The organism is Deltaproteobacteria bacterium, from assembly GCA_016210045.1.
Lineage (GTDB): Bacteria > UBA10199 > UBA10199.
Map to the genome: position 1 here is coordinate 83,011 of JACQUX010000029.1, position 23,639 is coordinate 106,649.

The 23,639-nt window shown below is 55.9% G+C and carries 21 protein-coding genes; all 21 read right to left on the reverse strand.

Annotation, left to right across the window (positions count from 1 at the left end):
* Positions 1 to 59: 59 nt before the first annotated feature.
* On the reverse strand, positions 60 to 1,058 hold the full coding sequence (locus HY696_09540) for a sugar transferase (protein ID MBI4238640.1): 999 nt from the start codon (positions 1,056 to 1,058) through the stop codon (positions 60 to 62).
* Positions 1,055 to 2,230 (reverse strand): glycosyltransferase family 4 protein, encoded by a 1,176-nt coding sequence (locus HY696_09545; protein MBI4238641.1) that lies wholly within the window; start codon positions 2,228 to 2,230, stop codon positions 1,055 to 1,057. The genes HY696_09540 and HY696_09545 overlap by 4 nt, the downstream gene beginning before the upstream one ends.
* Positions 2,230 to 4,227 (reverse strand): asparagine synthase (glutamine-hydrolyzing), encoded by a 1,998-nt coding sequence (gene asnB / locus HY696_09550; protein MBI4238642.1) that lies wholly within the window; start codon positions 4,225 to 4,227, stop codon positions 2,230 to 2,232. Before asnB (HY696_09550) ends, HY696_09545 begins: the two co-directional genes overlap by 1 nt.
* A gap of 9 nt (positions 4,228 to 4,236) precedes the next feature.
* A complete protein-coding gene (locus tag HY696_09555; GenBank protein ID MBI4238643.1) occupies positions 4,237 to 5,427 on the reverse strand; it encodes a glycosyltransferase in 1,191 nt (396 codons plus the stop codon).
* Positions 5,414 to 6,415, reverse strand: a complete 1,002-nt coding sequence (locus HY696_09560; GenBank protein ID MBI4238644.1) for a class I SAM-dependent methyltransferase — start codon at positions 6,413 to 6,415, stop codon at positions 5,414 to 5,416. The genes HY696_09555 and HY696_09560 overlap by 14 nt, the downstream gene beginning before the upstream one ends.
* Positions 6,361 to 7,107, reverse strand: a complete 747-nt coding sequence (locus HY696_09565; protein MBI4238645.1) for a glycosyltransferase — start codon at positions 7,105 to 7,107, stop codon at positions 6,361 to 6,363. Before HY696_09565 ends, HY696_09560 begins: the two co-directional genes overlap by 55 nt.
* A 438-nt stretch (positions 7,108 to 7,545) precedes the next feature.
* A complete protein-coding gene (gene asnB, locus HY696_09570; GenBank protein ID MBI4238646.1) occupies positions 7,546 to 9,414 on the reverse strand; it encodes an asparagine synthase (glutamine-hydrolyzing) in 1,869 nt (622 codons plus the stop codon).
* Between the two features lie 3 nt (positions 9,415 to 9,417).
* On the reverse strand, positions 9,418 to 10,170 hold the full coding sequence (locus HY696_09575; GenBank protein ID MBI4238647.1) for a class I SAM-dependent methyltransferase: 753 nt from the start codon (positions 10,168 to 10,170) through the stop codon (positions 9,418 to 9,420).
* Complete coding sequence (locus HY696_09580) at positions 10,167 to 11,126, reverse strand: flippase-like domain-containing protein (protein ID MBI4238648.1); 960 nt, start codon at positions 11,124 to 11,126, stop codon at positions 10,167 to 10,169. Before HY696_09580 ends, HY696_09575 begins: the two co-directional genes overlap by 4 nt.
* A gap of 14 nt (positions 11,127 to 11,140) precedes the next feature.
* Entirely contained in the window at positions 11,141 to 12,013 is an 873-nt protein-coding gene (locus HY696_09585; GenBank protein MBI4238649.1) for a hypothetical protein, read from the reverse strand.
* On the reverse strand, positions 11,983 to 12,915 hold the full coding sequence (locus tag HY696_09590) for an NAD(P)-dependent oxidoreductase (protein ID MBI4238650.1): 933 nt from the start codon (positions 12,913 to 12,915) through the stop codon (positions 11,983 to 11,985). The genes HY696_09585 and HY696_09590 overlap by 31 nt, the downstream gene beginning before the upstream one ends.
* Before the next feature lie 10 nt (positions 12,916 to 12,925).
* Positions 12,926 to 13,615 (reverse strand): NTP transferase domain-containing protein, encoded by a 690-nt coding sequence (locus HY696_09595; protein MBI4238651.1) that lies wholly within the window; start codon positions 13,613 to 13,615, stop codon positions 12,926 to 12,928.
* Between the two features lie 45 nt (positions 13,616 to 13,660).
* Positions 13,661 to 14,656 carry a GDP-mannose 4,6-dehydratase gene (locus HY696_09600; GenBank protein ID MBI4238652.1) on the reverse strand — a complete coding sequence of 332 codons (996 nt, stop codon included), beginning with the start codon at positions 14,654 to 14,656 and terminating at the stop codon, positions 13,661 to 13,663.
* 14 nt (positions 14,657 to 14,670) lie between these two features.
* On the reverse strand, positions 14,671 to 15,792 hold the full coding sequence (locus HY696_09605; GenBank protein MBI4238653.1) for a glycosyltransferase: 1,122 nt from the start codon (positions 15,790 to 15,792) through the stop codon (positions 14,671 to 14,673).
* On the reverse strand, positions 15,793 to 16,842 hold the full coding sequence (locus HY696_09610; GenBank protein MBI4238654.1) for a hypothetical protein: 1,050 nt from the start codon (positions 16,840 to 16,842) through the stop codon (positions 15,793 to 15,795).
* A complete protein-coding gene (locus tag HY696_09615; GenBank protein ID MBI4238655.1) occupies positions 16,832 to 17,950 on the reverse strand; it encodes a DegT/DnrJ/EryC1/StrS family aminotransferase in 1,119 nt (372 codons plus the stop codon). The genes HY696_09610 and HY696_09615 overlap by 11 nt, the downstream gene beginning before the upstream one ends.
* 1 nt (position 17,951) lies before the next feature.
* On the reverse strand, positions 17,952 to 19,361 hold the full coding sequence (locus HY696_09620; protein ID MBI4238656.1) for a hypothetical protein: 1,410 nt from the start codon (positions 19,359 to 19,361) through the stop codon (positions 17,952 to 17,954).
* The gene (locus HY696_09625; protein MBI4238657.1) at positions 19,358 to 20,383 is read right to left on the reverse strand and encodes a glycosyltransferase; all 1,026 of its coding nucleotides are present in this window, start codon (positions 20,381 to 20,383) and stop codon (positions 19,358 to 19,360) included. Before HY696_09625 ends, HY696_09620 begins: the two co-directional genes overlap by 4 nt.
* Positions 20,380 to 20,988: an N-acetyltransferase gene (locus tag HY696_09630; protein MBI4238658.1), complete on the reverse strand. Its 609-nt coding sequence runs from the start codon at positions 20,986 to 20,988 to the stop codon at positions 20,380 to 20,382. Before HY696_09630 ends, HY696_09625 begins: the two co-directional genes overlap by 4 nt.
* Positions 20,988 to 22,052, reverse strand: coding sequence for a Gfo/Idh/MocA family oxidoreductase (locus tag HY696_09635; protein MBI4238659.1), 1,065 nt, complete (start codon positions 22,050 to 22,052; stop codon positions 20,988 to 20,990). The genes HY696_09630 and HY696_09635 overlap by 1 nt, the downstream gene beginning before the upstream one ends.
* A gap of 77 nt (positions 22,053 to 22,129) precedes the next feature.
* Positions 22,130 to 23,638, reverse strand: a complete 1,509-nt coding sequence (locus HY696_09640; GenBank protein MBI4238660.1) for a hypothetical protein — start codon at positions 23,636 to 23,638, stop codon at positions 22,130 to 22,132.
* Between the last annotated feature and the right edge of the window lies 1 nt (position 23,639).

Here is a 23,639-nt window from a genome sequence, read left to right on the forward strand (position 1 = left end):
GATGATTTCCTGACGGCTTCCCCATGAACGATGCGGAACAGCGCTTACTGCAGCACTGTTCAATGAGCTCCGTAACCGGTTATCATTACAACGATACTCTTCGCAATGATCTTCAAATCGAGCGCCAGCGAACGATTCATGATCCAGTAGAGGTCGTACTGTAATTTCTCCAAGGCCCCCTCGACGGAACAGGTGTTTTCATAATTGACTTGCGCCCACCCGGTAATCCCGGGAAGGACCAAGTACCGATATTCGTAAAATGGAATTTCCTTCCGAAACCATTCCACCAGCTCCACTGCTTCCGGGCGTGGTCCAATGAGCGCTAATTCACCCTTAAAAATATTAATGAGCTGCGGGAGCTCATCGAGGCGATATCTCCGTATCCAGCGCCCCACCCGTGTAATTCGTACATCATCCTTTGTCGTCCAGGCCGCGCCATTCTTATCCGCATTCTTGTGCATCGTACGAAACTTTAACAACGTAAAATGGACCCCCCGCTTGCCAACCCGACGTTGTCGATAAAAGACCGGACCCGGAGAATCCAGTTTGATCGCGGCCGCCAGTAGCGGCAACAGGGGGATAAACAGCCCCAAAAAAATGACACAACTAACACAGTAGTTCATCACGTTATACAGGAACGTATGCAGCGTGCTTTGTGGCGCCCGCAGATGGGGCATGATCCAGTGACTGTTGAGATGACGCACTGGAATTCTCTTCGCCAGGGCAGCATACATTTCCGGCATCTCAATAACGGGCACGCCGGCATCGAAACATTGCACAATCTGATGAAGGAGATGATCTCCTCGATCGCGCGTCACGGCGATGACAACCCCAGCAGCTCGCTGTTCTCTCACGATCTTCAGTAGTTCCTGGCTAGTCCCTAAGTAGGGGATGAAGTGGTGACTGTTGCCCAATTCCACAACGACACGCTCACCCTGTGGATGGTCCTCGATAAATCCAGCAATCATACGTGGATTGTGATCGACCATCACGCCGGCAATCGTCCGTCCTGCCCAGCCAGCCCCAACAATCACAAATTTGCCATGCTGTTTATTCATCCGACAACCCGCCGCGTCAGAAATCGCTCCGATGCTCGACCATCAAGCAATTGTTCATAAAGTGTTAACGTGCGGGTAATAACCTGGGTCTCGGAAAAATCTCGCATCACCAGTGCACGCCCATAGCTCCCCATCGCCGCGCGTCTGGACGCATCGGCTAAGAGCCCCGCTAAGGCACACGCCACCGCCGCCGCATCACGAGGAGGAACGAGCACACCATTCTGGCCGTCGTGGACAATCTCTCGACACCCCGGCATATCGGTCGTAACGATCGGTCGCCCCGCGGCAGCCGCCTCGATTAAGACGCGTGGGATGCCCTCCCGATAATACGAGGGAAGACACACGATCGTCGCATCGGCCAACACCCGCGGCATATCGACACGATGCCCCCACCATTCCACACTCCGCTGCGCGACCCATTGACGCAGTTGAGCCTCTGAAATTGAAGTCGGGTTTCCTTCATCAGGTCGCCCCACTAGTACACATCGACACGAAACCCCTTGTGCCTTGAGCTGACGCGCCGCTTCGACAAATTCCGTTACTCCTTTATCCCGTAACATGCGACTTGCGAACACAACGACCGGTACACCGGATGGCTCCGCACAAGGCTGGAACGCCTCTGGGTCAACGCCCGAACCCTTAATAACAACGGCCTCCGCCGATGACATTACCCCATATTGCAATAACAAAGCCTGATCATCGGGATTCTGCAAGATGACCCTTTGGTTAGGAAGACGCAATGCCTGACGCAACAACCGCACGACTATATGACGAAGCGCTGTCCGCGGCCAACTCGCTGCAGTGTCCACAAAGAGATAACCGAGTCCCGTAACCGCATTCACCACAGCGGGGACCCCGCTAAGACGCGCAGCAATCGATCCATACAGAATCGGTTTTAACGTGAGATGGTGCACCAAATCTGGCCGCACACGGCCATATAGGCGATACAAGCGAAAAAGGGCTAAGCCCTCCTCCCACACGCGCACCCGGCGACGGTGCAAGGGGACCTGATGGAATACGAAACCATCCGCTGTTAATTCTTCCACACGCGGATGGGTCGGCGCTGCGACGTGGATCTCATAGCCTCGCGCACTGGTCGCCCGGGCCAAAGCACGACGATGTGACAAGAAAAATCCGACATCATTCACAACATATAAGAGTCGCTGCCGCATTATGCACTCGCTTGATATGCACGCCAGCCCTGAAACATTAGCACTGGCCAGAGGTCTTGTTGCCAGTCCCGCCGTCTCGTCACATGCTCATTCCACCGTTGACAGATCAGCGTCGCATCAAGCAAGCCACTGGCTTCTAACTGCTTCCGTTCCAAGAGGTGCTCCACCCAGTCTCGAAGCGGACCTCGGACCCACGTAGCGATGGGCACCGAAAATCCCATCTTCGGACGCTCGGTCACGTGAGGAGGAATATATCGTGCTAAGAGCTGGCGCAATATCCACTTGCCGCGTCCCCCACGCACTTTCATGTCGATTGGAATTCGCCAAGCGAATTCGACAATTCGGTGATCCAGAAGCGGGACTCGCCCTTCCAGTCCCACTGCCATCGTCGCACGATCAAGTTTCGTGAGGACATCGTCCGGCAAATAGGTGATTAAATCCCACAACATCATACGTTCCGCCAACGCAGCCTCTCCAAGCGCTTGCGCAGCGTTCCCCGCAACCGGGCTGAAGACCACGGCGTCCTTGCTTCGCATCGGCGCCCCATCATGCCATCGTGCGACCAACCGCTCATAATACTGATAATGCGTCGCCGCCGTACAGGCCGCTGCAAACTTATAAATTTTCTCGCTCGGCTGGGACAGACGCCACCGCATCGGCACAACGGATTGGAGGCAATGAAAAATGGTTTGCCACTGCGCCGGCGAAATCCGACGAGCACCTTCAGCAAACCAGCGACGGACAAGGGCTGGCGTGTGACTCAACCACCGCCAGCTTTTCCCTCCTTGAATATGACGGTGATATCCGCCAAATAACTCATCCCCCCCATCACCGGAGAGACTCACGGTCACATATTGCCGTGCCAACTGGGCAATGAGAAATGTTGGGATCTGTGACGCATCTGAAAATGGCTCGTCATAAAGTCCCGGCAATCGGGTAATGGCATCCATCGCATGCGCCTGCGTCACATAGAGTTCCGTATGCTCCGTACCCAAATAGTGACTCACGGCCCGTGCCTGCGGGGCTTCATCATAATCACTCTCAAGAAATCCGATGGTAAACGTTTTTACTGGCCTCGCACTCTGCCGCTGCATCAAGGCCACGACGAGTGAGGAGTCGATCCCTCCTGAGAGAAAGGCCCCTAATGGCACATCTGATCGGAGACGTAATCGCACGGCCTCCGACAACATGGTGTCGAGCTGCTCCAAGAGATCGTCAGTTGTTCCGCACCAGGGAGATGCAACCCCCCGACACGCGACATCAATCGCCGACCAATACCGCTGAGGCCGCAGTGCCGCAGTTGCGTCATCCGGATCCGCAGACCAGGGTACACGATCGCGCAACTGCTGAGCACTCACGGTAAAGATCGAGCCAGGTGCCAACTTTGTGATCCCCGCGTAAATAGATGCAGGAGCGGGCACGTAATTGTAGCGAAAATATTGGGCAAGGGCCTGCGGCTCTAACGTCCCGGAAAATTCGGGGTGATACCGCAATACGCCCAATTCGGAACTGACCACAAACGAGCGCCCACACCAACCGTAGTACAGCGGCTTAATACCGAGACGATCTCGCACGAGCACGAGTCGGCGTTCGACCGCATCCCACACGACACACGCAAACATCCCGACGCATTTATCCACCGCAGCCGGCACCCCCCAATGCTCAAAGGCGGCCAGCAGGACTTCCGTATCCGAATGTCCGCGAAAAAGATGTCCCGCCTGCTCCAGCGTACAACGCAAATCCTGAAAATTGAAAATTTCTCCATTGTAGGCGATGCAAAAACGGTGGGTGCTCGACCACATCGGCTGCCGCCCTTCAGCGCTTAAATCGATAATTGACAAACGGCGATGCCCCAGTGCGATGCCCGCGGCCGCATCCCACCACACGTCACCGGCATCGGGCCCTCGATGCCGCAAGGCCTCAGTCATCGGACGCACGACGGCTTCAACCATGGTCTCAGTTAAACGAGGATCCCATACTGCAACAATTCCACACATACTCTCTCACTAGGCCGCTGCGTCGCGTAGTTGCTGCATAATCACTACCGACATACGATCCACTTGACGCTCCCACGTATTACTCAAGGCATATGCCCGACGAGCCGTTTGTTGCGTTCCAGTATTTGTCGCAATGACGTCCAATAGTCCCGCCACAAAATCGTCGATCGAATCCGCCACACGCACGACGGCTTGCGCATCTTCAGTCGCCGGGAAACGTGTACTGACACACGGGAGACCGGCGCCGCAATAGTCATAGATTTTCGTCGGCGTACAATATCGGGTATGCTCATCGGCCGCTCGGTACATAATAATACCGGCATCAGCAGCGGCGTAATAGCGTGGCAAATCGGCATAATTTTTGTAACCGAGCAGATGGATGTTCGGCAGTGAAAGCAAATCGCGCACCGCTTCACTCGGCGCCAGTCCATGCACATAACTCAACAACAGAAACGACATGTGTGGCAACCGCTGCGCGACGGCAAGAAAGAGCTGGTAATCGACCCATTGTGTCAGTGCGCCCGCAAAGATCACGCGCGGTCGCGGGAGATGAGCGACATCCACGGGTTCCGGCAGTGGCGCCTGCGCATCATACTGACGCAGATGCACTGCGCCGCATCCGTGACCGATTTGGTGCGTGCGTCGATTCAGTGCCGACAGCTCACGATAAAGCAACGAACCTGGCGTAAAGATCAGATCCGCCAGCCGCGCCATGCGTTGGTACGCGGCCAAGAAGGCGGGGGATGCATTGTACGTATGGAGGCCGTCGACACAATGGAAGATCCAACACTGGTGCGGCAATCGACGCATCACCGACTCCCAGGTCGGCGAAAAACACCACACCAGTGGAGATGGCATTTCCGTCCGACGACATAACCGTCGCAACTGCCGCACTAATAACCAACGATTCACCCAAGCGACCCACGGGATGTGATGCAACGGAATGGCAAATGGGCTGTAGATCTTCACTCGTTGGGCATCTAATCCCGCCCCCTGCTCTCGGCGCACACCAAACAGCATCCGCTGCAGTCTGGCCAACACCCGCCGCCATTCGGACCATCGCGGGAGCCGACGACCGATCGTCTCGACAAAAACGACGTTATTCTGGAGACTCAACAACGCCGCAATCTGCATCGTCGATACGGCATTATCTTGCCACTCACTGGCCGTCAAAAAGAGGATATCCTTACCCTTGAGCATCGCTCCCACCAAGAGTCAGAGGCTTGATCGCCTCGGTCAGTAAGAGGAAGCCATACCGACGAAATGCCCAGTTGATCCATGCATTAGGCAGACGGTCCTCAAACTGCGCGCGCCAACGGCGAGGGATCATAAATGAAACAGACGACTTGGGTTCAAAAGCCACTTGGCGCAGCATCGTAAAATTGGGGAAGAGCACCTCCCGAATTTGCCGTGGGGTATAATATTTTGCGAGCGGGCACCCACCGATCTCTTTCCCATCCGTATACCGATTGTGTAGTTCCTGCATCGACATCCGCAACAACTTTCCCTGCATAATTCCGTAGCGCAGCACGACGTTCACCCAATTATAAAAGGAATGCCGATTATACAGCATGATCCCAATGCGTCCTCCCGGTTTCAATACTCGCACAATTTCACGCGCGCATTGTCGCGTATCAGGACTGTGGTGAATCACGCCCCAGCTCCAGACATAATCAAACGAATGATCGGAAAACGGCAGTCGCTCCGCATCGGCAAGACGCACGTCCGCTGACAACCCTCTGAGCACCAATCGTTTCCGCGTGACTTCAACAGATGTCGGAGAGAGATCCACGCACGTCACGTCCCCCCCCAAGCGCACGAGAGATTCGGCATGGGCACCCAAACCACACCCGACTTCTAAAACGCGTTTCCCACGGAAAAAATCAGCCGGCATCAGCTCGGAAAACAAAAGGGTATCGCTCCGTTGTGCATAAAAGGCCTGACGGCGAAAATTGCGATCATTGTCATCAAGGTACCGTCGAAACATCCCATCATCGGTAAATTGCCGCGGAACACCCAAATGCGGGGTCCCCTGGCCATCCAGATAATCTTGCGAATGCTGGGACCACCACTCGCGGGACGCCGCTTTGAGTCGTTCGTCGGTACGATCCATCTCCGTTACAGACTCGATCTTCATATCTCTTCCATCCCAATCAAATGACACAATGTCGCAAAGCGCTGCTCCCAATCACAGTTACGCACGGCTGCAGCTCGTCGCAAACGGCGCGCCGGTGAATCGCCTCGCATCTCCGCGGTCAACATCTGGCCATGTTCATCGGCCGTCACCGCAAATCGCCCCCACGGACCTGCCACGGCGCGGCATTCCTCCAAATCAGACATCACGATCGGCACCCCCGCACCAAGCACCTCAAAAATTTTAATGGGGGACATAGAGCGCGTCAGCTCATCAATGCGAAACGGCATCCAGAAAGCATCGAGTCCACTGAGGAACGCCGGTAGATCTGACCGCGGACACGGCGGTAAGAAATAAACATTCGACGGCATATTACCGAGCCGCGGCACTCCCTGGCTTCCGCCCCCTGTAGGTCCGAGGAAAACGAAATGCCACTCGGGACGCGAAATAGCCAATGTGCGAATCAAATGCAAGTCCAGTTTGTGGATCGCTCCATAATAACCAATTTTTGCCCCAATGAGCCTTTGCAGCCTTTCGTCGGGCACGACTTGACCACGACTCACCGGTTCAAAAAGCGCAATGTCGGTTCCATGACGCAACAATTGGACATTACCACCCATCGGCATGTACCGCCGACGCAATCGCTCGGATGTTACAATGGTCAGGTCGGCACGTTCGACCATGCCGCGGATCAGATGCTCGGCCGATCGGGGGATGCCTTCGAATCCTAACCATTCATCGACCATATGGAAAATGACTTTTTGTGGCGCGAGTTGTGGCAAAATCGGCAGTAGGTAGGGAATGTACATGAGACACAGCGGGGCACGAAAACCGAGTGTGTCTGCAGCCCAACGGAGGCGTGGTAAAAACGAACGCTGATTCCAAGTATTCAAAACTAAATGGTCGCCACAACATCCGAGTTGACGATGATACGGAAATGGAAAAAAACCGGTGACGGCCCAGATGTTTGGGGCAACGGATATGACTCCTTGGCGAATACGCGGCCACGTCTCCGCCAAAAATTCACGGGGGCGCCGCAGCACCGTTAGTGGTGTCGGCGGGATCTCCACATACAATACGCGATCACCACGCCTGGCAAAGCGTTCTAGGAAATGATGCTTCGATGTCCGCAGCGGGGTATCCCACCGTTCCGCGTAGGCGGCGATGATATCCACGACCGTTCCTTAATGTATGGCGCGCTGTCCATACCAGGAAGTGGCGGCGTACAGGGCCCAAGTACGCAACCAATCCGCGGTTCCCTGCGTCCGAGCAAAACGATTCCATATGCGCTGCGCCGCCTCGGAAGAAAAAATCCTATCCGCCTCAGCGCCAAACAGTAGGGATTCCGCCCGCGGCTTGAGGTCACGACGTAACCATTGATCAAACGGCAATGCGAAGCCTCGCTTTTGCTTCGACATGAATTGCACTGGGAAATCCGGAACGGCCGCCACGAGCGCCGGCTTCGGCCATCCCCCGCAGCGCCGCCGCTTTGCTTCCGGCGATGTACCAAGCATGGTCCGTATTAAATCAAGATCCAGCAACGGTAAGCGCACTTCCAATCCATGGACCATACTCATCACATCGCCATCCGGCAACAGGGTATTGCCCGCATACAATGCCAACTCGAGACGGCTCAGCGCATCGAATGTATTGCGGCTACTATCGACCAACGAATGGGCGTACGTCAGCCATTCGGCGGGGAGCCCCGATGGTCCCAACGGGGGTGGCTGTGCGAGTAATGCGGCGCGCTCTTCATAGCGAAAGAGACGGCGGCGGAGGAGGTAGAGATCCAACAGGGAATGCGGATGACGCAACGCCTCGGCCCGTTTCCATTGGCTCGGAATATCTCCACGAAAGAAGCGGGCACCAATCCTACGCACCCAAGCCGGGCATCTCCTAAAACAGAGCGCCCGTGGAACATCGCAAAACGCCGCATAACCACCAAACAGTTCATCCCCACCGACCCCATGAAAGCACGCCTTGATACCAGAGGCCCGCACCGCACGGCTGATCAGAAAAATATTCAATCCATCCACGCTCGGTTGATCCATGGCCGTAAAGTACGGGGGCAACTGCTCCATCGCCTCTTCCAGCGTGATGGGGATGTCGTGATGACGCGCATGAAAGTGTTCGGCAATCTGCATTGCCTGTCGCCCTTCCGACCACATCGCCGCGTCCGGGAACGATACCGTAAATGTCTCAATCGGATCCGCCTGTACAGTTGCCGCAGTCGCCAACATGGCCGTCGAATCGAAGCCACCGGAAAGAAAAATCGCCACAGGCACATCGGCGACTAAGTGTCGTTCAACAGCCCGCTGGAGTACATGCGTACGCTCTTCCGGATCAACATCCTGAGGGATGGCATCCCAATGCCAGTACCGATGCGGAGCCGTCACCGTACCATCGGCCTCCACCCAGAGATACGAGCCGGGCATCAGGCTGCGAACCTCCCGATAGATGCTGAGCGGCGCAACCACCGATCCATAGGACAAAAAAGTATCCAGCCCGGCCGGATCGAGCGACGCATCCGCCAATCCGGCGCCGACCAAGGCCTTGGCCTCAGAGGCACAAGCAAAGCGACCGGGGTGCGTTGAAAAGTAGAGCGGCTTGATCCCCATCGGGTCGCGAGCCAGCAAGAGCTGCTTTCGGCATGCATCCCACAACGCGAATGCGAACATGCCGCGCAATTGATTCAGCAGCACGTCCACCGGGAAATGGCGATACGCGCGGAGCAGGACTTCGCTATCACTCGCAGAATGGAACACCTCACCTCGCTGCTGTAACGATGCCCGCAATTCTTGAAAATTATAGATCTCTCCGTTGAACACGAGGACATTGCCGTACTCATCCGCCATTGGCTGATGCCCCGCGCTACTGAGGTCGATAATCGAAAGCCGTCGGTGACACAGCCCGATTTGCCGCCCCCCAGGAGCAGCCAGTGTCCGAACACCGACGTCATCGGGGCCGCGATGCGACAGAAGAACGGTTAACCGCTCCAAGAGCGGCTCAACCCGCTCTCCTTCCGCACCGATGACAACCCCGATGCCGCACATGATCTACCGTTCCCCCGCAGACGAACGACGCTTTTGCAACATCAACATCTGATATTTTCCTTTACCGGTATGGCGGATATATTTATCGGCCCACGCGTTGACCAACGGAGTCAATTTCCACAAAAAATTCGCCGCGCGGTTTCGCCAACAAAGTGCCGCCGTACAATAATCGAGCACGACAAATTCTTCCTCGAAATAGGACCGAAATTCATCGGGTTCCATCCAGAAATCCAGCGGTTGATCCGACGGCAGCCCCAAGCGCCGCACAGTAAAAGCATTAGGTGTCGAAATAATGGCCACACCATCCGTCTTGAGCAACCGACTGATGACTTGTGCATAGTTGGACCGTTGCTCGGGGACCAGATGCTCCATGACCTCTAAGCTCACCACCAAATCATAGATACCAAATTGGTAATGGGGATAGGCTAAAAGATCACCGCTCACGAATTCAATGTCCGGATATCGTTGCGTATTGGTGGCAATAGTAGCAGGCGACAAATCCAATCCGCTCATGCGCCATCCACGCGTAGCCAACCAACTGGCGACGCGCCCTCGTCCACACCCCAAATCAAAACCCCGACCGCCGCATGGGAACCGTTGACCGTGGATGCGCAGCAAATGCTGCAGCAACCGTTCCCGACTCTTTTCATCCGAGTAGTAGAAACATTGCACACGATCCATTAGTCGCCTCTGCTTCCGCCAAAACACATCATAAAATTCACTCTGCTGCTGCAGAGAAATTGCTCCCTTCGTCATATGGCCTCCTCTTTTGAAAGCATCGCCTGCTCCGGTGAGCTGCGCGTCTTTCCAACACGTGCCCTGAGCAATAAAATGCACAACGGCAGGATCGTGGTGAGCAAAATGAGCCCTCGCAATACGACCGCCCCCCATACTGCGTGGGCTGTGCCACAATACCGCGTCAAACCAAAAATCAACCCCGCCTCGGTCACACCCAAACCGGCAGGCATCAGCACGGCAATCAGCCCCAGCAAATAACTCCCAATAAAAATTGCCGTTACACCTAGCACCGGTGGCCATACGACGTCCTGGGGAAGAAAACTCACCACGACGCACCACAAACTCGCGCCGGGGAGCACCCATCCGCCCAAATACTGCCCGACATTGCAAAGATGTCGACTCGGGGAAAGCCCGATCGCCACCACGGGTCTCCCCATGCAGCGCAGCAGCCATCGCACGCACACGTCGAGCAGCGGAGAACAGACCACGAGCAATCCGATACCGGCAATCACAAGCAACGCCGGCATCGTTCCAGACGGGAAAACTCGCTGTAGCGCCTCAGGCCAAAGCGCCCACGCCACCGCTATCAGAAGTACTCCACTGAGCAAGGAATAAATCTGGAGCAGGACAACGGTCGCCCCTGCATGCACGGCAGAGATTCGATACCGATGCGCAAATGCCGCCACCCCCAAGACATTCGCAACCTTACCAGGAATATAGGCGAGAAGATTACTAATAAAGAACAATCGGACGGCTACAGACCAGTCAACCCGGCTTCCTAACATCGACATAATCCTGCGCCACAAAAGAATTTGGTAGAACCAATAGAGATCCAACAGCAATCCGGCCGCAATCCACAAGGGCCAATACCATGTGGCCGGCCCATGCCGCAGCACATCCCATTGCGCAGCCACCTGGTAACCGATACTGGCAACGGCAGCCGCTATCAGCAATCCCGTGGCCACTTGAAACATGCGTCTTCTCAAGTTCATGAAGTGCCTTGCTTGCCGCGGCAGCGCGCCCAACTTCGTCGACACCGCATTTTCCACACCTGCCACGGCATCGGCGTGGAAAAAAAACGACTGACCCGCCCATGGGATTCCACAGCGGACAATGAACCAGTAGTGCATGCCACGACCGCTTCCTCGAACAGCGAAGCGGCCACCTGAATATTTTTTATGCGCAGTGTCCGTTCATTATCTTCCGGAGCTACTGAGAGTCGCCGTTGCAACAGAATAACTCCTGTATCGATGCCTGTATCGATGCGATGCACGGTCAACCCCACATTTTGAAAATCACCCCGAGATAACGCCCAAAATTCCCCACGACTCCCCCGATATTCCGGCGTGATCCCCATATGGAGATTCAACGCACCCTCCTTCGCCCGGCCAAAGATACGCGGCTCCAGGAGACAGGTACCGGACACGAGGAGAAAATCAGGACATAGTCCGTGTAGTAATCGTTCAACCGCATCTGTATTCAACGATGGGAACGCCTCGTGACGCACGCCGGCGGGAAATTGAGGGCGTGCGTGTCCCCACAATGTCCGCTGCTGCAAGTGCACCGTCCGGCGATCGTACCAATACAACCATGGGACGGCGAATCCCAAAGTGAATACACCGCGCCACCGTTGTTGTCGCCACGCCCTACGGATTTTCTTCTTCAAGAGTTGCCATTGGCCACGCCGACGGTCTTCCGTAACGATTGCCACCAAACATAACCGCCGACTGGCCGCTAACTGGCACGCAATATAACAATTCGCCGGATCCGTGCGAGTCAGCAATACAACCGTTGGACACGTACCATCCGCTTGTTCTTCCGTAACACCGGTCATCGCGCACCATTCGGCATAGCATGCCATATATCGGTCACACTCTGCTGCAACGTCAGTTGTGGACACCATCCGACTACTGCGCGAATCGCCTCCACTGAAAGCGCTTGACGCCGAATGACGACCATCCGCTGCTCAACGTCTTCAACCAGCTGGACCGGCAGATGGACGGCATCTTGAACCAACTGCACGAGGGCTTGTAACCATGTTTCGCGCCCGGACCCCATATTGAACACGCCCCGCACCGACGCGCGCACCAGACAATGCAGACCGACCACAACATCCCGCACATCGACAAAATCACGTGACACCGCCAGAGAACCGACGTCGATCGGAATGTCTAGCAATTCCGGGCGATGAACACGGGCGCACATTGCATCCAGCAATTTCCCCAAAAAGAAATCCCGAGACATCCCCGGTCCGATCAGATTAGCTGGCCGCACGACACAGGCCCCGGCAACCCGACCGGCAGCGACTTCCCCCTGTAACCATTGTTCGGCCCGCCATTTAGAGGCGGCATATTCGCTGATCGGCCGCGGCAGCGTGTGTTCGACGAGCGGGAACTGGTCCGCGGACTGTTCGCCATACACGGCACCACTGCTCACAAAAAGCACCCACGGCGGCCGAGTCCGTAGCGGCTGCAAGACATTGCGCAAACCGGCGCAATGAACAGCATCCAATTCGGTTAGCGAACCAGTTCGCACCCCGGCCAAATAAACGACATGCGTGGCGCCACTCTGCGCCACCGCGTCTTGCCAAACGCCGGGTTCCCGCACATCCCCGATAATGGCATCCGCTCCCTCGACGGCACTGCCACGACGAACCACTATCGAATACGGTATATCCGGCGACCGTTGTTCCATAAATGCGCGACCGAGAAAACCCGTTGCACCGGTAATGATGATGCGCCCCACCGACGGTGTCGCTGCCATCAACCACTCCTCACGCATACCGTTCGAGCTCGTCGAGCGCTCGCTCGTAATCCTCGGGACGACCGATATCGAGCCAATACCCCTCATGGCGGTATGCGCCGACCGGCTCGCCGGCACGCAGTATCGTTTTGACTAAATCCGGCAGGTCACAACGTTGACCCTGTGGAATATAAGACAACACACGAGGAGAACAACAATAGACCCCCATACTCACATCATGATGCAAGACGGGCTTCTCACGATAGTCGGTCACGATGCCTCGGGAATTCAGTTCAAGCACTCCGAGGTCAATTTTCACTTCCTTCCGAACCGTCGCGATCGACAACGCATGCTGCTCTCGTTGGTGAAACGATGCAAAGGCCTGGAAATCGACATTCGTCAGGATATCGCCGTTGATCACGAGGAACGCGTCTTCGACTCCGCGCACCAAGTGCAGCGGTCCCACGGTCCCCAACGGCGTCGCTTCTTGTAAGTATTCAAGCTGCGCATTCCATTTTTCCCCCGAACCAAAATACGCCTCGATCAATCCCGACAAATATCCGACGGAAACCGCAATATCCCGAATGCCGGCACGAACGAGTCGTTCAATGACATATTCCAATATCGGCTTCTGGCCCAACGGCATCAGCGGTTTTGGCAAGATTGTCGTATACGGGCGCAGACGCCGCCCTTCTCCACCGGCTAATATCACAGCCTTCATCATCGCTCTCCGCCTCTATCATTGGCCTGCGAATACCACACCCCTTTATACATTATATCGGTTCGGCTTATAGCGCCCGGATGAGGCCGCAACATATTCGGCGACGTGGCGCAATCCGGTTTCTAATGCCACTTTCGATTGCCAATGCAACAACCGCGCGGCTTTTTCATTCGAGGCAATCAACTGGAACACTTCGCTCTGTGCCGGCCGGACGCGCTGCGCATCTTCCACAATAGCTGCACGTTGACCGGTGATGCGCATCAAGGCTTCCGCGATGTGCGCAATAGTGACCCCGACACCAGACCCGAGATTGATCGTCTCACCCAGGCACTGTACATCGCACTGCCCGGCCGCCAAAAATCCGGCGACAATGTCCGTCACATAATTCATGTCGCGTACCGGCGTCAACGAACCGAGCCGGATGGTGTGCTGGCCAGCCAACAGTTGGGAAGCAATCGTCGGAATCACGGCACGGGCCGATTGGCGTGGGCCGTATGTATTAAAAGGGCGCACCACGATGACCGGCAACGAAAACGCACAGTAATAACTCTCGGCCATCTTATCGGCGGCAATTTTTGAGGCCGAATATGGCGACTGCCCCTGCAACGGGTGCACTTCCGTGATGGGCACAAATTGTGCCGTCCCGTAGGCCTCACTTGTGGACGTATGGACAAAGCGTCGCACGCCCGTATAGCGCGCTGCTTCCAGTAAATTCACGGTCCCCTCGACATTGGTTCGCACATAACTCAACGGAGCCAAATAGGAATACGGAATCCCAATTAGGGCTGCCAAGTGGAAGATAACGTCCTGCCCCTCAGCGGCCTTGCGGGCAAAGGCGGAGTCGGTGACATCCCCTTCGATGATCTGACACGACTGCAGTACATCGCGACTCAACCCTTCCAAATTGCCCCAATCGTTGCGCCCATTATAGTGGACCCACGCAGTCACTCGAGCCCCCGCCGCCACTAAGGTCTCGACCAAATGACTGCCGATGAAACCGCTCGCTCCGGTTACCAAGACACGCTGTTGTCGATAGCTCATAGCCAATCAACTCCTCATGAAGAACACAACAGCCGCAGCACTTGCTCCATGGTACGGTCCAACGCATACATCGCCGTAATGGTTGCGGCCCGTTCCGCGTCAAATCTCACGCGCCCATCGAGCACTTTCGCGAGGTTTTCCGCCAAGGATTCTATATCTTCCGATGGACTCACGGCTCCCAAGTGCGAATTCCCGATACATTCGCGAATATCACCGACATCGGTCGCAATCACCGGTTTGCCTGCCTGGAGTGCCTCAAAAAACACCAGCGGCATTCCTTCCGATCGTGAGGAGATCATCACGGCGGCAGCTTTGGACAATTCGGCCATACAAGCCGTCTGGTCCAGCTGCCCCAACAACCGAATGCACGGGAAGCTCCTCCGGCTCAACGCTTCAAGCGCACTCCGCTCCGCCCCATCGCCGATGATGACGTAATCAATGCTCACGCCATTATCAAGCAGCTTTTGCACCGCTTGAATAGCGACATCAAACCCTTTAACACGCTCCAAGCGGCCAATACTCACGATAGTTCGACGCCGCGACGTCGTATTGGGAAGACACGCGGACGTTGTCTCCCCCTCCGCGCCAAGTGCAACGAATCGTACGTTCCAACCTGTTTGCTGCGTCAATAAGGACCCGTTCCGCTGGCTATTGGCCCAATGTTGCATCCCCCCACGTCCGAGCCAATACAAAAAAGGCCAAGCCAGCCGCCGGTTCACTTGCCGTATATCGGTGCCGAGCCACCAAACAGCCCTCGGGATTTCCGCCAATCCCAACGTTCGCAGTACGCATCCGGCCGGAATGCCCCACGCGGCGATGGCGGCATCAATTTGCAAGCCCTGCTGCAGCTGCCAACGGACCACTCGCCGCCATCGGTGAATCAAGCAAATTAATCGCCACCAGTGGTCCGGCCGCCAGGGTGATAATCGTCCCAGGCGCTCACCCGACCACGGGAAACTGATCACGCGCTCTCCAACAAATCCTTGCGGCAGTGCCGCCGCTTGCCATTGCGGCGTACACACGACTACATCCACGCCACTTTGCACAAGCCGGCGCACTAACGGCAACAAGAAACGTCCGCTGACGTCATGGACGTTGCACGGGTAACAGTGAGTCAGCAACAGTAGACGTGGCAATCAACACCCCGAATACCCCATGTGTTGCGCAAGCTCCGCAACCGTCACAAATGTGAGAGGACGCGCGCCGACATGTTCCGCTAACCAACGCACATTTTGAAACAGGTACCGTTGCCCATACAAATAATTGACGAGGCCGGACTTGGCATGATCGCCTAACAGTTCATCGCAATGAAAATAACTCAGAATGTACCGGTGGGGCTTCGACATGCGTTTCAAGGCGCTCGCGAACAAGGGCCGGCACACTCGAGAATGCAGCGTCACTAAAGGCACAAAATATGCCAGACCTCCTGACCAACAAAATTCTCGCCGCTTGATCTGCTCGCGCAATTGCTTCCCGATGCTTAATACGCAGTCGCGACCAACACTCGCAGGGATCTCCAACAGGGATAATTGTTTCGCCGAGTGCGCGCCCGCCATTTGGTAGTCCACTCGAGAGGGATAATACGGGATCGTCGGCGCGCGCGACCAGTCGGCCTGATCCATCGTTCCACGTCCAAGGGTATTATGACCAGGGACCGCAGAGTAATCGATCGTGATACCGAGCGCTGCAAGCGCGGCGAGTGTATCATTATCTTGATAGCACCAGCCCGCATGTACGGTGCGTGGTGGACTCCCCCATTCCGCTGAAAATTGGCGAAATCCATTCTCAAAACAACCTTCAATAAACGATCGGTCACCGATTTTTTGAAACCATTCTCCACGGGATGAATCCCATGCCCACAAATGCTGATGCCACGCAATTTCATCACCCTCCAGGCGCAACGCTTCCCACAACGCCCGAAAAGTCCGGACGCAATATCTCGCGTCGCCATGGGCTCGCGCCACCTGCTCATCAGCACGCACATTCCACGTCACCTTGGGCCACCAGCCGGTAGCATCCGCAAAGGCCTTCCGCTCGCGACGAAACGCCTCGATGCCGAGCGCAATGCCATCCCAACGCAATCGCTCCGCCTGATACGTCGGCCCACCGAAATTCGGACGATCCGGATCACAATCGCATCCGATGGCAACGGCCACTGGACCTGTCTCCTCATGATTAGCAGACATAGCGCTTCACGGCATCGGCAACCACTGTCACTTGATCAGCCGTCAGTTCGGGAAACATCGGCAAACTGACAATTTCCCGGGCGACTGTTTCCGTCACTGGCAGCGAACCTTCTGCATAGCCAAGACTGCGATAACACGGCTGTAAGTGCAATGGAACCGGGTAGTGAATCCCGGCGTCGATGCCGTCGTTGCGCAAGGACGCCAGCAAAGACTCCCGACGTTCTGCCGGCACTCGAATCACATACAAATGCATCACATGGGTTGCCTCTTCCGGAATATTGGGCGTCTGGACACCCGCCACATGCCGCAACAGATCCGTATACTGCACTGCACAACGACGGCGGCATTCGTTCCAGTCGGCCAAGTGGCGCAGTTTGACCGCAAGCACGGCCGCCTGTAATCCGTCGAGCCGACTATTCACGCCTTCGAGATCGTGGACATATTTTTGCGTGCGGCCGTGGTTGGCGATCATGCGAATACGCTTCGCCAGTGCTTCATCGTCGGTCGCCACCGCACCGCCGTCGCCATACGCCCCTAGGTTTTTGCCCGGGTAGAAACTGAACGTCGTGGCATTACCGAAACGCGCGATCGGTGTACCACAGTAGGAGGCGCCATGCGCCTGCGCCGCATCGCCCACCAGGAGCAGCTGATGCCGCTTCGCCAATGTCGTGAGAGCCTCCAAAGCGGCGGGCTGTCCATAGAGGTGAACCGGCAAAATGGCCTTCGTGCAAGCCGTGATTTTCCGTTCCACTTCGGCAGGATCAAGATTGAACGTTTCGGCAGAAATGTCCGCAAACACCGGCCGCGCTCCTACCAACCGGACGGCCTCGCTGGTCGCAATAAAGGTATGAGATGGAAGAATGACTTCATCATCCGGCCCTATTCCCAACGCCCGTAACGTCACATACAGGGCATCCGTCCCATTCCCGACTCCAACGACGTATCGCACACCACAAAATTCGGCAAATTGCCGCTCAAATGCAGCCACGGCGGGACCGCCGATGAATTGTGCTTGCGTCAGCACGGCTTGGAGAGCCGGCTCCATCTCTTCTCGAATACGCTGATACTGTTGCTCCAAATCAACCAACGGGATACGCCATTTCGTCATACTATACTCCTCTCAACCCATCGTGTTGCACACCGAGACCCAGTGGAACTAACCCAATCCCCACCAGACCCCACACCCAGCGAAAAGCAATCACATCAATATCAAGCGCAATTATTGCAACAATCCCCAGCGCAATGGCAACGGCTTGCGCGCGCCGCCCCCGATGCAGCAACCCCCAACCGAGCACGACACATGCCCCACCGCCAACCAGGAATCCGACCAGGCCCATCTCCGCCAGCGACGTGGCATATTGGCTCTGCGCCGAGGCATACTCGTGCAAATCCGGAGGCAACACACCTTCCGCTTGCAACGCTTGCCTCCCGCGCCCGTACTGACCAAGACCCAGACCAATGACCGGGTGCCGCCGGAATAATGTCCATGCCCCGTACTTCAACCACGCATAATGGTTAAAGCCATACCCGAATTGGAATGTCCACTGTTCCATGCCGTATCCAGGACGCAAGAAATAGACCGGATTCGGCCGAACGCGGCCCCGATCGTCAACGATCATCTCCTTCTTGAAATCGGGATGGGTGCTGTACGATGCACCAACATGAAGCGGATAGAACACGGTAAATGGGATCAGTGCGAACCACGTCAGGAGTCCCACCACACAGAATCCTATGCCTCCCCAGCGCCACTTTCGCGTGCGCCCTATCCAATACCACCCAATGCCCGTGGCAACCAGGATGCCCACGACTGTCCGTGACATCGTCAAGGCGCCCGCTCCCAATACCCCTACCGTCCCAGCGATAAGACGCCATCGCGAGGGCCACCAACCACGCGCTTCCATATACAGCATCACCGGAAGCGTCATCCCTGCCAAATAGGCCCCGAGCATATTTGCCGTCGGCTGCAGAAACGAGTGGGCACGGGGAACATAATCCACCCAGCTATCGATATTGAGCGCAATCGCAATAATGCGATACGGATGCACTAGTGCATTTTCCACTCCACACAGCAACAATCCCAGTCCCAGCACCACACCGCCCAGCACAATCCCAAACGCAATTGCCATCCAATTCCAGAGCTGCTCCCCCATGCGATACCGTACTCCATGATGATACAGGAGATAGGCAAGGCCCCAGAGATAAACAAGTTTACCGGTCTCAATCCAGGCTTCACGCGGCACCGGCGCATTGCGGACGGAAACACAAGCGCAACCGATCCACACGGCCACCGCGCATAGTGCGATAGGCGGCCGCACCAGACGTTCGGAGCCGTGGCCCATCCGCCACATCATGACGAGCAAGAGCAGCGCAACGAGCGCTTCCGTCACCTGCAGGCGATACACCATCGGGTTGAAAAGCATGATCGGAAGCGAACAGACAATAGCACACACTAAAGTCCGCGAGATTGTTTCGCTGAAGGACCATTTTCCAGCATTAGTTGCAATGCCGACGGCTTTCATGCGGATGGGGGTTGGACTCGCCGTAATGTGGGCTGAATTTCCACCCAGTCGGGATCGGGCAAAGCCGCCACTGTGGTATTGAACAACGTATGAAATTCGTGACGCAGCCGTTCGACTAATTCCGCAAGGAAACCGAACAGCAGGAAAAACACGCCCATCATTTCAAACACAAGCGCGGTCCAAAAAAAAGGGCGAATCTGCGTATGCCATATCAGATACATCATCGTAAGCGCACCATGCAACAGCAGACCCACCCCCACCAGCACCGTCCCCACAGTGCCAAATAAACGCATCGGCTTCTGACTAAACTTTAACAGAAACCACAGACTGAGCACATCGACCACGGCAAGCGGAAACCGTCGCAAACCAAACTTCGAACGCCCATAGCGACGCGGGTGCCAATCCACCTCCGTCTCCACGATCCGATATCCTGCTTGCGAGAGCATTATGACCATAAACCGATGCCAATCTCCACGCAGTTCCAAGGCCGGCAAACAAATCCGGCGGAACCCTTTGATCCAGTTCATATCGCGCAACGCCGTCCCAAAAAGGTAATTGCTGACCACATTATATATTTTCGAAGAAAACCGCTTGCCGTCACCCCGATGCCGCCGGCACCCGACAACGACATCCGCCCCTTCCCGAAAGCTGGCGATCATCCGGGGAATATCTGTGTCCGGATATGATTCCAAATCAGGTGAAATCCAAATGATGTGTTCGCCCCGCGCATTCACAAATCCGGTCTGCAGCGCCTGCGTCAGTCCCCGATTACAACGATGGCGAATCACTCGGACGGTATGCGGATACGCATTCACAAGGTCGGCGAACACGTCGGCCGATGCGTCCGTGCTCCCGTCGTCGACCAACACCACTTCGCCTCGTACGTGCTCAGCTTCGAACGCTTGGAGACAGCGCGAAACGAACTCCTCCAGATTACCTGCTTCATTGAAGGCGGGCCCGACGACGCTGTAATCGATCGCTGCGGAAGGCGCGTGTAACGGCTCTGAAAGGGGAAGCGTCATGGAGCAACCATTCTGTGTGATGCCTTGCACGGCACAACGTGCTGCGCATCCATCATATAGCGGCGCCCGCACAGGCATGTTAGGGTCTCGGAAAGTGGGCGCCCGCACATGCAGACATGTCGATAAAACCGCGCTGGATTACCGAGCCACAATTGGTACGCCGGGATCGATTTGGTCACGACCGCCCCTGCGGCCACTACGGTCCATTCACCAATCTCTATCCCGCAAACCAACGTGGCATTTGCGCAGATCGTGGCATTTTGCCGAACGACGGTTCGTTCCCAACCTTTCGCACCGGTACGAAAATCGGGATTGGCGCGTGGGTAGCGGTCATTCGTAAAGGCCACTTCCGGCCCCACAAAGACATAATCTTCTAAAGTCACTCGCTCCCATACCGAAATGCCCGTCTTCAACACCACCCCATTCCCCAGAGAAACATCCGATTCAATAAAACAGCCCTCTCCGATGTTGCACCGCTCACCGATTCGCGCGCCCGGCAAGATATGGACGTCGCTCCAAATGCGCGTCCCACGCCCGATCTGCGCCCCCGCCACGCGGGCAGAGGGGTCGATTTGGCATTCGTGATGGTTACAACGAGACGACATTATTTTTGACCCAATCGACACAGGCGCGGCTTAAAACGCAAATGCACTTCCCGACCCGTTTCCGCCGATTCATAAATCGCGTTGATCAATTCGAGCGATTTCCGCCCTTCAATCCCATCCACGAGGGCTTTCGTGTGATTACGAATACTTTCGACGACCCCCTGCAAATACATCGCATGCCCGTGCGCAAATTGCTGTTCCGCCGATCGCTGGGGGCCACCCCCCTGCCGCATGGCGTCATCTTCCGGGGTCGGGATACTAAATTCCCAGTGCTTCACCCGATCCGCCGCAAACCCACCCAGTTCAACAGAGCCGCGCTCCCCTAACACACTAATCGAGCCTTCGAGATCCCGGGGACGAGTGGCCGTCGTTGCCTCCACGACACCCAACGCACCGTTGCGGAATTGGAACATCGCCAACCCGGTATCTTCAACTTCAATATTGGACAAGCGGGTCGAGATCTTCGCCATCACACTATCGACCGGGCCCATCATCCACTCTAAGAGATCGATGTGATGGCTCGCCTGATTCGCCAACACGCCGCCATCCATGGCCCACGTCCCCCGCCAACCGGCCTGATCGTAATATTCTTGTTTGCGGCACCATCGGAGTCGCACTGCCCCCAGCACCAACTTTCCAAACCGCTCATCCACAAGCGCCCGCTTCAACCCCACGACGGCCTCGTTATACCGGTTCTGTTTGACGACAAACAGTTTTACACCGTGTTCGTCACAGGCACGAATCATCGCATCTGCATCGTCTAACGTCAGGGCCATCGGCTTTTCAACGACCACGTGTTTTTTCGTCTGGGCCACCTGGATAGCATGGGCAGCATGCAACCCGCTCGGCGTCAAGACGCAGACCACATCCACTTCATGCTGGGCTAACAGCCCATCGAGATCGCTATAACTCGGCACTTCAAAACGTGTCGCTACGGTACGGGCCATGACCGCGTCGACATCACAAACGGCTACTAAGCGGGCATGCGTAATTTGGCGCAACGCTGCAGCATGCTTGACGGCAATTTTCCCGCACCCAAACAGCGCAAATCGAACCGTTTCCATAAGACCCGCACCTTTCCGCTATCACCACCCGACGCACGCCCTCTGCGGAGCCCGGATAGTCGATCTCCACACACGAATCAACGAAAACCGCGTGGCATGACAGAAAAATGCGCATAACTAGAGCGCACCAACGCAACCAACAGCCAAAAGGAGGTCATCAACTGAAAAAAGTAAAAAATCTCGTCAGTTGTACCGATAAAGGCAAACGCCAGTAACACGGCACTCGTCGAGATGCCGAGGAATTGCGCGTACCACGGGACATGCGGCCATCGGGCCAACGCGCGACATTGGCGAGCCACAATATACAGCACACGCAACAGCAACAGTGCACCCACAAGACCGACTTCAAACAAGAGCTGCAGATACATATTGTGCGGATGATATCCAAGGTAGAACTGGGACGCGAAAAAACCGCGTCCGAATACAAACGTTTTCATATCCATATGACTCCACGTCACATACCACTTCATCAGGCGCTCTGCTAACGATGGATCCATTTGCACCTCGCCCCCAATCCATTCACGTAACGGCGTGGCCTGCTCGACGAGCTTCGGATCGCTCCAGGTCCCGAAGGCGATGTCGGAACGCTGCCCCAGAGTAATGGCCATTTTTCCACGAAAATCGGCGCTTCCACCATATAAAGTCAAGAGCACAACGGCTCCCAACAGGATCGGCACCCAAAGCATGCGCCGCACCCAGAATACGTACCAGCCGACGCAGAACAACCCCACTAACAGCGTCCGCTTAAACGTCAACGCCACCATCAGTAAATGGAGCAATATGGCGACTGCGCATCCCATTCGCAACCACGGAGCATGCACCCAGGGATTGCGAAAGACGAGAAAACAGCTTAACAGCGCCACGGTGAGCAGGGAGAAGCCAAAATAGTTGATCCGATCCTGCACGAACGTGGAAAAAAACGGCGTGAGCGGATTGGCACCCGGCTCGTGGGGATCAATACATAACAGGAACAGCAGCCCAATGCACAATTGGACCCCACCTCCGACCAGCAGAGCTCGCAAGATCGTCACAATTTGGGTCTTATCTTTGAGAATATTCAGAACAAGTACGTACAAACTACTCACTTCAAAAAACTTGAACAGATAGAGCAGACACACGGTGGCTTGCCCCCCACGCAACGTACTCAAGTTCACGAGAATGGAGGCGCCGCCCCAGAGGACAAATCCCATCAGAGCACGCACGCTCGGATCGATCCGCAATGCGAGTCTCCCCTGTAAACATTGGCGGAATAACAAGCCGCACCAGAGCGAAAGAATGAGTAGGTCGTACAAACTAATTGACACCGGCTGCCCCGACTCATGGCCAAAGATGCCGGTCCGCACGCCTGGCGTAATGATGGCTCCGAGATTGATTTCCGGCGACACGGGAAGACAGATCGCGAGCAAGAGCAAGCCATGGTAATCGTTCAGTGCGCAGACGAGACATAGACCAAGAGCGATGGGGAGCAGACAAGCCTGCGGCAACTCAATGGCCGTCCCACACCACGCGGCCACGACGACTACAGCGACCAGCCACCATTGCCGGCGTACCGCGAGGGCTGTGCTTTCGTGTACTGTATCAGTCACT

What these genes read in the sequence shown, in the direction of transcription:
- HY696_09595 (MBI4238651.1), bottom strand. Translation starts at nt 13,615, where the DNA reads ATGAAGGCTGTGATATTAGCCGGTGGAGAAGGGCGGCGTCTGCGCCCG.
- HY696_09580 (MBI4238648.1), bottom strand. Translation starts at nt 11,126, where the DNA reads ATGTTTCAAGTGGCCACGGGATTGCTGATAGCGGCTGCCGTTGCCAGT.
- HY696_09555 (MBI4238643.1), bottom strand. Translation starts at nt 5,427, where the DNA reads ATGCTCAAGGGTAAGGATATCCTCTTTTTGACGGCCAGTGAGTGGCAA.
- HY696_09610 (MBI4238654.1), bottom strand. Translation starts at nt 16,842, where the DNA reads ATGTCTGCTAATCATGAGGAGACAGGTCCAGTGGCCGTTGCCATCGGA.
- HY696_09625 (MBI4238657.1), bottom strand. Translation starts at nt 20,383, where the DNA reads ATGACGCTTCCCCTTTCAGAGCCGTTACACGCGCCTTCCGCAGCGATC.
- HY696_09540 (MBI4238640.1), bottom strand. Translation starts at nt 1,058, where the DNA reads ATGAATAAACAGCATGGCAAATTTGTGATTGTTGGGGCTGGCTGGGCA.
- HY696_09575 (MBI4238647.1), bottom strand. Translation starts at nt 10,170, where the DNA reads ATGACGAAGGGAGCAATTTCTCTGCAGCAGCAGAGTGAATTTTATGAT.
- HY696_09620 (MBI4238656.1), bottom strand. Translation starts at nt 19,361, where the DNA reads ATGAAAGCCGTCGGCATTGCAACTAATGCTGGAAAATGGTCCTTCAGC.
- asnB (MBI4238646.1), bottom strand. Translation starts at nt 9,414, where the DNA reads ATGTGCGGCATCGGGGTTGTCATCGGTGCGGAAGGAGAGCGGGTTGAG.
- HY696_09565 (MBI4238645.1), bottom strand. Translation starts at nt 7,107, where the DNA reads ATGGTCGATGAATGGTTAGGATTCGAAGGCATCCCCCGATCGGCCGAG.
- HY696_09630 (MBI4238658.1), bottom strand. Translation starts at nt 20,988, where the DNA reads ATGTCGTCTCGTTGTAACCATCACGAATGCCAAATCGACCCCTCTGCC.
- HY696_09600 (MBI4238652.1), bottom strand. Translation starts at nt 14,656, where the DNA reads ATGAGCTATCGACAACAGCGTGTCTTGGTAACCGGAGCGAGCGGTTTC.
- HY696_09545 (MBI4238641.1), bottom strand. Translation starts at nt 2,230, where the DNA reads ATGCGGCAGCGACTCTTATATGTTGTGAATGATGTCGGATTTTTCTTG.
- HY696_09590 (MBI4238650.1), bottom strand. Translation starts at nt 12,915, where the DNA reads ATGGCAGCGACACCGTCGGTGGGGCGCATCATCATTACCGGTGCAACG.
- HY696_09635 (MBI4238659.1), bottom strand. Translation starts at nt 22,052, where the DNA reads ATGGAAACGGTTCGATTTGCGCTGTTTGGGTGCGGGAAAATTGCCGTC.
- asnB (MBI4238642.1), bottom strand. Translation starts at nt 4,227, where the DNA reads ATGTGTGGAATTGTTGCAGTATGGGATCCTCGTTTAACTGAGACCATG.
- HY696_09615 (MBI4238655.1), bottom strand. Translation starts at nt 17,950, where the DNA reads ATGACGAAATGGCGTATCCCGTTGGTTGATTTGGAGCAACAGTATCAG.
- HY696_09585 (MBI4238649.1), bottom strand. Translation starts at nt 12,013, where the DNA reads ATGGCATGCTATGCCGAATGGTGCGCGATGACCGGTGTTACGGAAGAA.